This is a genomic window from Methylobacterium sp. Leaf99 (assembly GCF_001422375.1).
Taxonomy (GTDB): Bacteria; Pseudomonadota; Alphaproteobacteria; order Rhizobiales; family Beijerinckiaceae; genus Methylobacterium.
The window spans coordinates 48,092-60,979 of sequence record NZ_LMMU01000004.1 but is presented as its reverse complement, the minus strand read 5'-3'; the positions used below and the strand labels follow the sequence as shown (position 1 = coordinate 60,979).

10 protein-coding genes and 2 pseudogenes are annotated in these 12,888 nt (G+C 70.4%); all 12 read left to right on the top strand.

Annotated features, from left to right (window positions below; all coding sequences use genetic code 11):
- Positions 1–484 (top strand): annotated as a pseudogene (locus tag ASF28_RS10980) (CsgG/HfaB family protein); the annotation flags it as partial.
- 1 nt (position 485) lies between these two features.
- Positions 486–809, top strand: a pseudogene (locus tag ASF28_RS23315) (hypothetical protein); the annotation flags it as partial.
- Between the two features lie 17 nt (positions 810–826).
- Positions 827–1,171 carry a hypothetical protein gene (locus ASF28_RS10975; protein ID WP_056092038.1) on the top strand — a complete coding sequence of 115 codons (345 nt, stop codon included), beginning with the start codon at positions 827–829 and terminating at the stop codon, positions 1,169–1,171.
- Positions 1,172–2,069: 898 nt separating this feature from the next.
- The gene (locus ASF28_RS10970; protein ID WP_157085552.1) at positions 2,070–3,533 is read left to right on the top strand and encodes a chromosome partitioning protein ParA; all 1,464 of its coding nucleotides are present in this window, start codon (positions 2,070–2,072) and stop codon (positions 3,531–3,533) included.
- Positions 3,534–3,607: 74 nt separating this feature from the next.
- Positions 3,608–4,066 carry a hypothetical protein gene (locus ASF28_RS10965; RefSeq protein ID WP_056092032.1) on the top strand — a complete coding sequence of 153 codons (459 nt, stop codon included), beginning with the start codon at positions 3,608–3,610 and terminating at the stop codon, positions 4,064–4,066.
- An 8-nt stretch (positions 4,067–4,074) separates the two neighbouring features.
- Positions 4,075–4,584: a hypothetical protein gene (locus ASF28_RS10960; RefSeq protein ID WP_056092029.1), complete on the top strand. Its 510-nt coding sequence runs from the start codon at positions 4,075–4,077 to the stop codon at positions 4,582–4,584.
- 367 nt (positions 4,585–4,951) lie between these two features.
- Entirely contained in the window at positions 4,952–5,212 is a 261-nt protein-coding gene (locus ASF28_RS10955) for a hypothetical protein (protein ID WP_056092026.1), read from the top strand.
- Between the two features lie 107 nt (positions 5,213–5,319).
- A complete protein-coding gene (locus ASF28_RS10950; RefSeq protein WP_056092023.1) occupies positions 5,320–6,690 on the top strand; it encodes an SWIM zinc finger family protein in 1,371 nt (456 codons plus the stop codon).
- Complete coding sequence (locus ASF28_RS10945) at positions 6,690–8,273, top strand: DUF5691 domain-containing protein (protein WP_056092020.1); 1,584 nt, start codon at positions 6,690–6,692, stop codon at positions 8,271–8,273. The genes ASF28_RS10950 and ASF28_RS10945 overlap by 1 nt, the downstream gene beginning before the upstream one ends.
- Positions 8,270–9,370 (top strand): ATP-binding protein, encoded by a 1,101-nt coding sequence (locus ASF28_RS10940; protein ID WP_056092018.1) that lies wholly within the window; start codon positions 8,270–8,272, stop codon positions 9,368–9,370. Before ASF28_RS10945 ends, ASF28_RS10940 begins: the two co-directional genes overlap by 4 nt.
- Before the next feature lie 12 nt (positions 9,371–9,382).
- Positions 9,383–11,671, top strand: coding sequence for a DUF5682 family protein (locus ASF28_RS10935; RefSeq protein ID WP_056092015.1), 2,289 nt, complete (start codon positions 9,383–9,385; stop codon positions 11,669–11,671).
- Complete coding sequence (locus tag ASF28_RS10930) at positions 11,668–12,852, top strand: vWA domain-containing protein (RefSeq protein WP_056092011.1); 1,185 nt, start codon at positions 11,668–11,670, stop codon at positions 12,850–12,852. The genes ASF28_RS10935 and ASF28_RS10930 overlap by 4 nt, the downstream gene beginning before the upstream one ends.
- Positions 12,853–12,888: the final 36 nt, after the last annotated feature.

The window sequence follows — 12,888 nt, the reverse complement described above, 5'->3', positions numbered from 1 at the left end:
TGGTTCAACGTGGTCGAGCGCGGCGGCCTGCAGTCGCTGCTTCAGGAGCGCCAGCTCATCCGCGCCACGCGAACGGAGTTCGAGGGCACCAACGCCAAGCCGCTGCCGCCCCTGCGCTTCGCCGGCCTCATCGTCGAGGGCGGCATCCTGGCCTACGATGCCAATACGGTGACGGGGGGCCTGGGCGCGCGCTACCTCGGCATCGGCCTCGACACCAAGTACCGCCGCGACATGGTCACCGTGGCCATGCGCGTGGTCTCGGTCCAGAGCGGGCAAGTTCTGCTCAGCGTCACTACGACGAAGACGATCTACTCGGTCCTGCTGTCGGGTAACATCTACAAATTCGTGGCCCTCGACCGCATCCTCGAAGGCGAGACCGGCTTCTCGCGCAACGAGCCGACGCAGCTCGCCGTCCGCGAGGCGATCGAACTCGCCGTCTACTCGCTGGTCATCGAGGGCGCCGAGCGCAAGCTGTGGAAGTTCANGGCTTCTCGCGCAACGAGCCGACGCAGCTCGCCGTCCGCGAGGCGATCGAACTCGCCGTCTACTCGCTGGTCATCGAGGGCGCCGAGCGCAAGCTGTGGAAGTTCAAGAACAGCGCCAGCTCCACCAGCCTGATCGACCGCTATCGGGGCGCCCCCGTGGTGGGCGCGAAGGCCGAACTGGCCGCGCCGGCCCCGCCGACCCAATACACGCAGCTCGAGCTGCCGTCCTCGCCGGCGACCCCTGCAGAGTCCGGCCCGTCCGTCATGGCATCCGCTCCCCCGTCCGATGCGCCGCCCCGCGCTGGCGACACGCCCCTCCGCTAGACCCCGTGCGCCGCACCATGCTCGCCACTCAGCCCACCCACCGCCGCCTGAGCCGACTGGCCCTTGCCTGCCTCGGTCTCGTCCTGGGAGGGTGCGTGTCCGGCCAGAACCAGCCCCCGCCCGTGGCCATCGTGACGGACCTCGCAGCGGTGACAGCCTGCGCGTTCGTCGCTCCCGTCGGCGCTCCCCCCTTCACGCCGGGCTACCGGCTGGATTCGGGTTACCAGGATTTCCAGGATGCCCTTCGCCGGCGTACGGCCGCCCTCGGCGGAACGCACCTCTACCTTACCAATCCTTCCGCGGGATGGGGCGGCGCCAGCGCCATCGGCAGCGCGTATCGCTGCCGGTACACGCTCTCGTGAGCCCGGATCGGTGGTCCGGAGCGCCACGCCTGACCTCCAGACGTAAGAATTTTCTTTTTGTTCGATGTTTGATTTCAGAGCTTGATGGCGCGCGATCCCTTCGTTCGAGGGGAGGGACGCGTCGGGGGCCAAATTCTTCGTGGCAGCGCCGCGAAGATTGAACCGGTCCGTCAAGCGATCCAACATAGGCAAGCGAGCCTGGAGGGCGCTCTCGAAGTGCCACGGGATCAACCCGAAGACCGTCGCCAAGGTCGGGCAGCGGACCACGGCTGCCGATCAGCGCATGGGCTGAAAGTATCCGGGTTCGACGATCCCGTCAGCGTAAGGCGATGCAGGCGGCGTCACACGCTCCTCGCTCGACGACGGCCCTTACGTGCCACAGATCTACCATCCCGCACCTGACGTGCTCGTCGCTGCACCGTCCGGCATCGGCCGGGGCCCGCAATGATATCGCGCATCGACCGACCGAGCCGCGTCACCGCTGGACCAACGGCGAGAAGCACTTCCATGGAGTGAAATTCCCGATCGGAGCAGGCCAGAAGACATGACACCAAGGATCGAGAGACTCTTCCTCGCAGCGTCATGTGAATCAGGGGCGGGCGGCACGGCAGAAAATGTCGCCCTTGGTATTCAAGGATTCTCACACCCCAAATCACGAAAATGTTATTGCCCCTTTGCGCTCCTCGCCAGGACGGGTGATGCCGAAATGACAAAAGCTTAAGATTTCGTGCATTTCAATGCCGATCGATGTTGACGCAATGGCTGCGCTGCAATTACCTGATGATGAGAAGTGCTGCTATCACCTGCAGCGATGGGCATTCGTGTAATGGCTTGGATTAATTTCACTAGGTCAAGGCCCACCGAAGAAGCCAAAAGCCTTCAATCTTCGAATTACGACATGACCAACAGAACCCCGTCGAGCGATGATTCGATGCCTGTGGATCTGATCTCCAAAAGCAGCGGCGACTCTCGTACCAGTTCTGGCATCAAAGATTTTTCACTCGATACCATTGGTCAGCAGAATGAGATCGTCCGTTTTCGGATCTCCGAAATGCTCGATCGATTGGAGGATCTCAAATCGCTACAGAGCGATTTCTCCTCCGTAATCGAGCCGATCATTGCGATCACAGACGAACTGCCCAAGGCGAAGATTCGGATATCCGAGGTCGAGACGCTTTTGACCCTGGAGCAGGCAGGCGCCGCCAGCATGCGGCGTGAACTCGCGGACATCTCGAAGCGCCTGGCAGAGGTCTCGAACGACTACTCGGCGACAACGCTCCAGCTTCACCACCTGGAAGCCAGTCTGAAGGACCGGGATGCGACCGGCGAAGAGCTGCGCGTGAGTTTACGCGACAAGACTCTGGTCGCTGAAAATCTCGAACGACAGCTTTTTGCCGAGACGGAGCAGAGCCGTGCGTTGCTCGGCGAGAGCAAGGCCCTTCGGATCGAGGCGAAGTCCCTCGATCAGGCGTTGGCTCGGTCCGAGAGCGAGCTTCAGGACGTCCGAGAGGCACGCGGTCTTCTGGAGCAGGACAATCACCGCCTCCAGATCCTCAGCGAAGAACAAGCGGTCAAGCTCTCGGAGCTGACGGCCCGTTCGCAGGATCACGAAACTCAGGCGGATACGGCCCGCAGCCTGACGAGGAGCCTCGAACAGCAACTGGCGAACACCGTCTCGGCCGCTCAGAAAGCCGAAGCCCAGTCCGAGGTGGAGATGGTGGCGCACCGGACGGAGCGCGCCAGCCTCGCCATGCGGCTCGAGGCGGCCACGGGACGGCTCCTGGCAACGGACCAGATGCTGCAACAGCTGCGCAACCAGCTGCGTGAGCGCGACGAGGCGGGGCGGGCTGCGGAGCGGGGCTTCAAGGAAGCCTCCATCGAGCGGGTGACCCTCGAGCGTCGCCTGGAAGGCGTGCAGGCCGACCTCGCTCGTCAGACGGAGCGGTTCCTCGAGATGCAGCGCGCGCGCTCGGAACTGGATCATCGCTGCGAGATGTTCTCCAAGGCCATTGCCGCCAAGGACGCGGCCCTCGAACAGGCCACGGGGCGGGTCGCCAGTCTGTCGGACCGGATTGAGCAACTCCTCCACCGGCAGGAGATCGAGCGAGCGGACTTCGAGACGGTCAATCATCGCCTCGTCGAGGAACTCCAGCACGAGCGATCCGAGCGCAAGATGGCTCAGGGCGCCCTCGACATCGCGCGGGAGAGCCGCGTCTCGCTTCAGAAGCAGCACGAGGCGCTGAAGCGCACGGCACGTTCATTCTCGAGCGACGAGGCGACCCTTCGGGCCGAGGCACCGGCCGCTCCGTCGCCCGAGCCGAGCAACGTCAGACCCTTCATGCCGGCCGAGAAAACCACCTGAGCCTCACGCCGGGTCGAGAAGATCCGCCCATCCCACGGATGGGCAGGGGACCGAAATTTTGAGGAAGGAAGGCCATGACCGAGAACGCTCTGCGCGATCATCCGACGACGTCCGCGGCCGCTTGGCTCATGCGGGGACGGGCGGACGCCGTCCTGGTGCCGGTTGAGAACCTGGTCCCTTTGAAGCCCGTTCCCGACGCACCTCAGGTCGACGAGGCGGCGGCCCCCGATCGCCGCAACTGGTCCTCGACCCTCGACCTCATCCACGAGGCCACCGCCGCGATCCGCATCAGCGAGGAGCGGTCGAGTGAGTTGGAGAAGGAATTGCGCGTGACGGTCGCTCAGGCCATCGAGCGGGAGCAGGTCCTCGAAGGCAAACTCGCCAAGTCCGAAACGCGCGCGGAACTGGCGGAGAAACGGGCGAGCGAGGCCGAGGAATGGCTCGCCCGCCTGCATGAGGCCGTGGTGGCGGGCTTCACACGGGCGACGCGGGAGCCCGGTCAGCCCGACCCGATCCAATCCTCCGTCGCATAGTCCGCGCCATGGCCCTCCGCGCCTTGCCGAACATCCCCGACAAGAGCACCATCCTCCATCTTCCGGACATCCGCGAGACGGACGCGTCGACGGCGCTGGTTCTCTACGGATTCGAGGATGTCCAGGAATGCGACGGCGCCCGGACCCTGCAGCTCGTCGAGCGCGCCGTGGACTCCATGCGGGCGTTGCGCGCCCGCGCGGACTACATCTCGGCCCAGTCCCTCGACCTGATCCATCTGACCCAGCGCGAGCGACTTCAGATGCAGGCCGAGCTGAGGCGTGCGCGTGAGGAAGCGGCAAGCTTCCAACGGCAGGCCGAGGATGCGATGGCGGCGTTCGCCAAGGCGAACCTGCGCCTCCGCGAGGCCGAGCTCAGTCGCCGCGAGGCCGAGCTCGCTACGCAGCGTGCTCATGCCCGGGCGGAAGCGGCAGAAACCCGGACGCGGAGCCTGGAGCTCTATTTGAAGAAGATCAGCCGATATCTCTCGGAGCGGCTGACGCCGGATTTTATCGGCTGAGAGCTCGGCTTCTCCGGCATTGCTTTCGATTTTGTCTTGAATGATTCCCGTAGGACAAACGGGGATTATTCGTGTGCGTGCATTTGAAGAACTTCGTATCGCACAAGCTCCCGCAGGTGCAGGCAGCGCACCTCGGTCGCCGCCCGGCGCACCGATTCGACGGGCTCGCGTTTGCCGGTGCCGTCACCGGAGGACGAGGCGGTCGTGGCCGCCTTTCGTAGCAGTCGATACGCCGCCGGGGCCTCTCGCAAGCAGGCTGGCGCCACGAAGGCGATGCCCTCCCTGGGCCGGACGGACTGCGACGTCACCCGCCTCGCTCCTGCCAACCGAATATCGGACCTGTTCCGCCCAGCGAGCCGAAAGTGAATTGAGGCCAAGTGAGATCGACCGAGGGGAGATCGACCGAGGGGAGATCGACCGAGGGGAGATCGACCGAGGGGAGATCGACCGAGAGGAGATCGACCGAGAGGAGATCGACCGAGAGGAGATCGACCGAGAGGAGATCGACCGAGAGGAGATCGACCGAGAGGAGATCGACCGAGAGGATCAGACCAGACGCGCGAGGCTAGGAGCAAGTTCGCTCAGGATGACTATACAGAACGGTATGGTCATGCCGAATCGGAATTGATAAGGAGGCCCAATAAATCCCCAGTCGTCAATCTTGTCCGGCCAGCAAAAGTCGCTAGCTTGGGCCACCTGCAGATTCGATCGATGACTTATCGGCCGCCCTGACGCATGACTTTGACAGCCGCCCAGATTCTCGATCTCGCCCCCGACGCGTCCAGCCGCAAGGCAGGTCAGGATCAGGCGAAGCCGACCAGGTGGAGCGGCCTCGGCCGAGCCGGGATGGTGATCTGGGGCGAGATCAAGGGCAGCGGCGCGAGCCCCTACCGCACGGTGGCGGACCTCGCCAGGCCGGCCTCGAAATGCACCTGCCCGAGCCGCAAGTTCCCGTGCAAGCACGCCCTCGGGCTGATGCTGGCGGATGCGTCCGCCCCGCTCGCCGAGGCCGCCCCGCCCGATTGGGTCGAGGCCTGGGCGAAGGGCCGGGAGAGCCGCGCCGCCGCCGAGACGCGGGCGCAGGGGCCCACCAAGCCCGTCGACGCGCGGGCCCAGGCCCGGCGCCGGCAGGCCCGCGAAGACCGGGTCGCGGCGGCTCTCGATGAACTCGACCTCTGGCTGCGTGACCTGATGCGGCGTGGCCTCGCAAGCGCGCGGGGCGAGCCGTACACCTTCTGGGACCGTATGGCCGGCCGCCTCGTGGATGGGCAGGCGCCGGGCCTCGCCCGTCGGGTTCGGACCCTGCCGGGCCTCCTCGCCGCCGCGGCCCAGCCCGGAGCGCCGCGACCCGAGGCGGCTCTCGGCCTCGGCCTCGGCCGGCTCGCCCTGCTGGTTCGGGCCGCGCGCCGCCTCGACGCCCTCGACCCCGAGCAGGCGGCGGGGGTTCGTGCGGCGGTCGGCTATCCGGTCACCGCCGAGGAGATGGCGGGCCGGCCGGACCAGGCCGACGCCTGGGCGGTGCTCGCCCACAGCGTCGAGGAGGAAGACCAGCTCACCGCCCGCTCGGTCTGGCTCGCCGGCCGCGGTACCGGCGCCCTGGCGCAGGTGCTCGATCATGGCACCACGGGCTCGCCCCTGCCGGCGGCCCCCTCCGCCGGCCAGGATTTTTCCGGTGCGCTCGCCTTCCAGCCGGGCGATCCGCCCCTGCGCGCGACGTTCCGCGACGGCCGGGCCGGGCCGGCGGCATGGGCGAGCCTGCCGGGCGGGGGAACCGTCGCGGCGGCGCACGAGGCCTTCGCGGCGGTGTTGGCACGGGCACCCTGGACCGAGCGCTGGCCGGTCCGGCTCGCGGGCGTGCGGCTCGGGCGCCTCTCTGCAAGCCAGGGAGGGACCACGGCCTTCGGGGCGGGGGACGCGACCGGCTGCCTCGCGCTCCGGGGCGATCCGCGCCTGCCAAGCCTCATCGCCGTGGCGGCGGGCCGCCCGGTCGACCTGTTCGGCCTTTACGACGGCCACGGGCTCGTTCCCCTCGCCCTCGTGGCGGAGGGTCGGCTCTACGCGGTCCCGGCGCAGGACCCGCGGCCGATCCTGCTGCGTGTGGCCTGATGACGGAGGCCGCGCCCCTGACTGCCGGCGACGGCTGGGAGCCGGTGCTCGCCGCCGCACTGCTCGGGGCCGAGCGCGCACCGCCCGCCGCGCCCGGGCCCCTGGCGGACTTCATCGCCGAGACCGATGCGGGCGGCGCCCTGCTGGCGCGGCTCGCGGCGCACGGCGCTCTCCACCGCGCCGGGGCGGGACTGGGTCCCGAGGCGCTGGTACCGGCGGAGCCGCGGGAGGCTTCGGGGCTCGAATGCCCGCCGGCGGCCGCCACGCGGCTCTACGGCTTCCTCGTCGGCGGCCACGCCGCCCGCAGGCGCCTGGAAGAATGGTGTGCGCTGGCCGCAGCGGCCGGAATGCGCGCGCCCGTCTGGCTGCTTCAGGCCCTGGCCCCACACCGCGACACCCTGCCCGAGGCGGTCGACTGGGTCGCCGGCCCGGAACTCGCCTGGCTCGCCCGCGCCTGCGGCGAGGGCGCCGCCGAGGCCGCCGAGGGGCCCGCGGACTGGACCGAGGGCACCCTGGGCGAGCGCCGCGCCGCCTTCGCGGCCTTCCGCGCCCACGACCCGGAGGCCGCGCGCGCCGCCCTGGAGCCCGACTTCCGCAAGGAGAAGGCCGACTTGCGCGAGGCTCTGGTGGAAGCCCTGGAGACCCGGCTGTCCCAGGCCGACGAGCCCTTCCTCGAAGCCTGCCTCGACGACCGCGGCGGCGGCGTCCGGCTGGCGGCGCAGCGCCTGCTGCCGCGCCTGGCCGGTTCGCGCTACGCCGCCCGCATGGCGGAGCGGGCGCGGGCGGCGCTGCGCATCGAGGGCAAGCGCCGGCTCCTCGGCGGTACGACGGACACCCTCGTCGTCACCCTGCCGAAGGAAAGCTCCGACCTCGCCCGCGACGGCGTGGCGGCGAACACCTGGGAAAGCCGCGGCGGCGGCACCCGGGCGGCCCTGCTGCGGGGTATCCTGGCGCGCGCGCCGCTCCACGCCTTCGTCGAGCATCCGCCACGCCTCTGGATCGAGCTGGCCCTGCGCAGCGAGTGGTCGGAGCCCATCGTCGACGGGCTGTTCTCGACGATCCAGCGCACGCGCGACCCCGCCTGGACGCACGCCGCCGCCGACGTACTGGCCGAGGCCTATGCCGAGAAGATCAAGGGCGTGCGCCGAACCAACCCGCTCCTGGGCCTCTGGGCACAGGCCCTCGACCTCCTGCCCGGCGCGGAGTGGGAAGCGCGGGTCGCCGATCAGATCCGGGATCGCCGGATCGAGACGGTGCTGGCCCTGCTCGCCCGCGGGCCGGAGCACTTCTCCGCGCCGTTCAGCGCCGCACTCCTCGACTGGCTCGCCCTCGTGAGCCGCGGCTCGGACAGCCTGCGCAAGGATCTCGCCAAGGGCTGGATCGTCGAACGCCTCGCCGAGCGGCTCGCGCCGAGCGACGCCGCCGCGTCCGCCGCCGCCGCCATCCTGGCGCGCTCGGACGAGGCGGAGGGCGAGCGCCTGCACAATCAACTCACGACGCTCGCCGAGACGCTGGCGCTGCGCGCCGCGATGCGACGCGATTTCCAGCCGGTGACCGCCACAGGGGAGAGTACCCGAGGATGACGTCGCGCAACGGAGAGAAGACCGCGCAGATGCGCCAGGCCGCCGAGGATGCCTTCGCGGAGGAAATCGCGGCCCTGAAAGCGGCCGACGACCGGCCGCGTCCGCCGAACTGGCGGATGTCCCCGCAGAGCGTCGTCACCTACCTCATGGGCGGCATCCTCGATTCCGGCTTCGCCGTGACCCCGAAATACATCGGCGACCGGCGTCTGATGGAGATCGCGGTGGCGACGCTCGCCACCGACCGGGCGCTGCTGCTGCTCGGCGTGCCCGGTACCGCCAAGAGCTGGGTCAGCGAGCATCTGGCGGCCGCCATCTGCGGCACCTCGCGCCTCATCGTGCAGGGCACGGCGGGCACGAGCGAGGAGGCGATCCGCTACGGCTGGAACTACGCCCTCCTGCTCGCCAAGGGCCCAAGCCGCGAGGCGGTGGTCGCCTCGCCGATCATGCGGGCCATGGAGGAGGGCCGCATCGCCCGCGTCGAGGAGCTGACCCGCATCCCCTCCGAGACGCAGGACAGCTTCATCACCGTCCTGTCGGAGAAGACGCTGCCGATCCCGGAACTCAACGCGGAGGTCTCGGCCCGGAAGGGGTTCAACCTCATCGCCACGGCGAACAACCGGGACCGCGGCGTCAACGAACTGTCGAGCGCGCTCAAGCGCCGCTTCAACACCGTGGTGCTGCCGCCGCCGGCCACGATCGAGGCCGAGGTCGCGATCGTGGAGAGCCGGGTGGCGGCCCTCGGCCGCGCCTTCGAGATCCCGGCCGAGCCGCCGGGCGCCGACGAGATCCGCCGCGTGGTCACGATCTTCCGGGAGTTGCGCGAAGGCGTGACGGCGGACGGCAAGGCCCGGGTGAAGCAGCCCTCCGGCACCCTCTCGACGGCGGAGGCGATCAGCGTCGTCGGCAGCGGGCTGGCGCTCGCGGCGCATTTCGGCGACGGCCGCCTCTCGGCCCGGGACCTCGTCTCCGGGATCACCGGGGCGGTGGTGAAGGACCCGGTGCAGGACGCCATCGTCTGGCGCGAATACCTGGAGACCGTGGTCAAGGAGCGGGACGGCTGGAAGGACTTCTACAAGGCCGCCCGCGCGGGCGCGTGACGGAGCGCCGCGATGTCCGACATCCGCCTCTTCGGCATCCGCCATCATGGGCCGGGCTCGGCCCGCTCCCTCGCCGCGGCCCTCGACGCGTTCCGGCCGGACTGCCTGCTGATCGAGGGACCGCCGGACGCGGACGCGCTGATCGGACTCGCCGCCCACGACGGGATGGCGCCCCCGGTCGCGCTCCTGGTCTACCGGCCGGACCAGCCGCGGACATGCGCCTTCTTCCCCTTTGCGGCCTTCTCGCCCGAATGGGTGGCGATGCGCCACGGCATCGCCGCCGGCGCGACGGTCCGCTTCATCGATCTGCCGCAGGCGATCCGGCTCGCGGACGGGTTCGGCGCACCGGACCGGGGGCCGCCGGCGGAGGCCGCGCCGGAACCGCCCGCCGGGGAAAAGCCGACCCCGGTCCCCGCCGCGATTCGGCGCGATCCCCTGGGCGAACTCGCTGCGGCCGCCGGCTATCCGGACGGCGAGCGCTGGTGGGACGCCCTGATCGAGGCCCGGGCGGGCACGGACGGCGACGTCTTCGCCGCCATCGCCGAGGCGATGGCGGCGCTCCGTGCGGAGGCCGAGCCCGACCCGGACGAGGCGTTCCGCGAGGAGGCCCGCGAAGCGCACATGCGCACCGCCATCCGAAAAACCGCGCAGGCCTTCGCGCGGGTCGCCGTGGTCTGCGGCGCGTGGCACGTGCCGGCACTCGCCCGCCACGACGCACGCGGCCAGGCGGGCGCCGACACCGCGATCCTCAAGGGCCTGCCGAAGACGAAGGTCACCGCCGCCTGGGCGCCCTGGTCCTACGAACGGCTCGCCATCGCCTCCGGCTACCGCGCCGGGGTGCTCTCGCCCGAGTGGTACGACACCCTGTGGCATCACGGCGACCGGGTCGCCGCACGCTGGCTCGCCCGCGCCGCCGCCCTGCTGCGGGCGGAGGACCTCGACGCCTCGCCGGCCTCCGTCATCGAGGCGGTCCGCCTCGCCGAGGCGCTGGCGGGCTTCCGCGGCCGGGCGCGGCCCTCCCTCGAGGATCTCGACGAGGCCGCACGGGCGACCCTGTGCTTCGCCGACGACGCCCCGATGGCGCTGATCCGGCGCAAGCTCGTCATCGGCGAGCGCCACGGCGCCACCCCGCCGGACAGCCCCGGCACACCGGTCGAGGCCGATTTCGCCGCCCAGTGCCGGCGCCTGCGCTGGAAGCCCGGCACGGATGCGGGCGAGGTCACCCTCGACCTGCGCAAGGAGACGGATCTGGCCCGCAGCCACTTCCTCAACCGGCTGCGGCTCCTCGGCATTCCGTGGGGCGAGCGGCGGCAGGCACGCGGGCGTGGCACGTTCAAGGAGGCGTGGTTCCTCGCCTGGAAGCCCGAATGGGTGGTGGAGCTGGTCGCGGCCTCGGCCGAGGGCGGCACGATCGCCGAAGCCGCCGCCGGACGGGTGCGCGAGCAGGCCCGCGGCGCCACCCGCGTCACCGACCTGTCCGGCCTGATCGGTACGCTGCTCGACGCCGACCTGACGGCCGCGACAGGGGACGTGATCCGGGCGCTGGAGGACCGCGCGGCGGTCTCGGCCGACGTGTTCGACCTGATGGAGGCGTTGCCGCCGCTCGCCGAACTCGCCCGTTACGGCTCGGTCCGCGCCTCCGACACCGCACCGGTCCTTGCCGTAGTGCGAGGGCTGGTGCCGCGCGCCGCCGCCGGGCTGGTGGCCACCTGCCAGAGTCTCGACGACGACGCGGCCGCCGCCGCCAAGGCTCGGATCGTCGCGGTCTCGGGCGCGGTGGCGCTGCTGGAGGAGCCGGAACTGGCGGCGCTCTGGCAGGAGGCCCTGCGCGCCCTCGCCGATCAGGAGCACGTCCACGGCCGCGTCGTCGGCCGCGCCGCGCGCCTGCTGTTCGACGCGCGGGCGATCGAGGCGGCGGAAGCCGGCGACCGGATGCGGCGCGCCCTGTCGCGGGCCGCCGGCGCCCTGTCCGCTGCCGCCTGGATCGAGGGGTTCCTGGAGGACAGCGGCACCGTGCTGATCCACGGCCAGGGCCTGCTCGGTGTGGTGGACACGTGGCTCTGCGACCTGCCGCCCGAGACCTTCACCGAACTCCTGCCCCTGGTGCGCCGCACCTTCGCGACCCTTGCTGCGCCCGAGCGCCGGGCCATCGGCGCGGCGCTCGCCCGGCCGGACGGCGCGGGGGCCGGGGTGGAGACGGGGCCCGAGATCTTCGACGCGGCGCGGGCCGCCCGGGTGCTGCCGATCCTGCGCCTGCTGCTCGGCCCCGAGCCAGCCGGCCAGAACGGAGACACCGCATGAGTGAGACCGAACCCGCGACCGGCCGGGTGGGCGAGGCGGAGCGCCTGCGCCGCTGGCGCCTCGTGCTGGGCGGGGGCGCGGCCGAGGGGACGCGGGTCCGCCTCTCCGAGCGCGACCTGCGCCTCGACCGGGCGATGGGCGCCCTCTACGATTCGGACCGCAAGGGAAGCTTGGACGCCTCGGCACCCTCGGTGCCGCGCTGGCTCGGCGACATCCGCGACTGTTTCCCGGCCTCCGTCGTTCAGGTGATGCAGCGCGACGCCTTCGAGCGGCTCGACCTCAAGCGCATGCTGGCCGAACCCGAAATGCTGGAGGCGGTCCAGCCCGACGTGAACCTCGTCTCGACCCTGATCTCCATGCGCAGCCTGCTCGGCGGGCGCACGCGGGAGACGGCCCGCCTCGTGGTAGGCAGGGTCGTGGACGACCTGATGAAGCGGCTGGAGGAGCCCCTGCGGCAGGCGGTGGCCGGGGCCATCGACCGCGTCAGCATCAACCGGCGCCCGCGCCACGCCGAGATCGACTGGAACCGCACCATCCGGGCGAACTTGCGCCATTATCAGGCCGCGTACCGGACCATCATCCCGGAGACGCGGCTCGGCCATGGCCGCCGGAGACGCGGCTCGCTGAAGGACGTGATCCTGTGCATCGACCAGTCCGGCTCGATGGCCAATTCCGTGGTCTATTCGAGCATCTTCGGCGCCGTGATGGCCTCGCTCCCGACGGTCTCGACCCGGCTCGTGGTGTTCGACACCGCGGTGGTCGACCTCACCGACGCGATGGACGATCCGGTCGAGGTGCTGTTCTCGGTCCAGCTCGGCGGCGGCACCGACATCAACCGGGCGGTGAGCTACTGCGCCGCGCGCATCACCCGGCCCGAGGACACCGTCATGGTGTTGATCTCCGACCTCTACGAGGGTGGAGTCGAGGCGGGGCTCCTCGCGCAGGCGCAGCGCCTCGTCGCCTCCGGCGTTCAGATGATGGCCCTGCTCGCCCTCTCCGACGAGGGCGCGCCCGCCTACGACCGGGCGCTCGCGGCCCGGCTCGCGGCGCTCGGCGTGCCCGCCTTCGCCTGCACGCCGGACCTTTTCCCCGACCTGATGGCCGCGGCGATCCGCAAGCAGGATCTGACCGCCTGGGCGGCGCAAGCCGGCATCGCGGTGGTGCCGGCGGCGGAGCCCTGAGACGACGAGGCCGATCTTCCCCGCAATGGGCGTCCT

What these genes read in the sequence shown, in the direction of transcription:
- ASF28_RS10940 (WP_056092018.1), top strand. Translation starts at nt 8,270, where the DNA reads ATGACGTCGCGCAACGGAGAGAAGACCGCGCAGATGCGCCAGGCCGCC.
- ASF28_RS10930 (WP_056092011.1), top strand. Translation starts at nt 11,668, where the DNA reads ATGAGTGAGACCGAACCCGCGACCGGCCGGGTGGGCGAGGCGGAGCGC.
- ASF28_RS10965 (WP_056092032.1), top strand. Translation starts at nt 3,608, where the DNA reads ATGACCGAGAACGCTCTGCGCGATCATCCGACGACGTCCGCGGCCGCT.
- ASF28_RS10970 (WP_157085552.1), top strand. Translation starts at nt 2,070, where the DNA reads ATGACCAACAGAACCCCGTCGAGCGATGATTCGATGCCTGTGGATCTG.
- ASF28_RS10945 (WP_056092020.1), top strand. Translation starts at nt 6,690, where the DNA reads ATGACGGAGGCCGCGCCCCTGACTGCCGGCGACGGCTGGGAGCCGGTG.
- ASF28_RS10960 (WP_056092029.1), top strand. Translation starts at nt 4,075, where the DNA reads ATGGCCCTCCGCGCCTTGCCGAACATCCCCGACAAGAGCACCATCCTC.
- ASF28_RS10935 (WP_056092015.1), top strand. Translation starts at nt 9,383, where the DNA reads ATGTCCGACATCCGCCTCTTCGGCATCCGCCATCATGGGCCGGGCTCG.
- ASF28_RS10950 (WP_056092023.1), top strand. Translation starts at nt 5,320, where the DNA reads ATGACTTTGACAGCCGCCCAGATTCTCGATCTCGCCCCCGACGCGTCC.
- ASF28_RS10975 (WP_056092038.1), top strand. Translation starts at nt 827, where the DNA reads ATGCTCGCCACTCAGCCCACCCACCGCCGCCTGAGCCGACTGGCCCTT.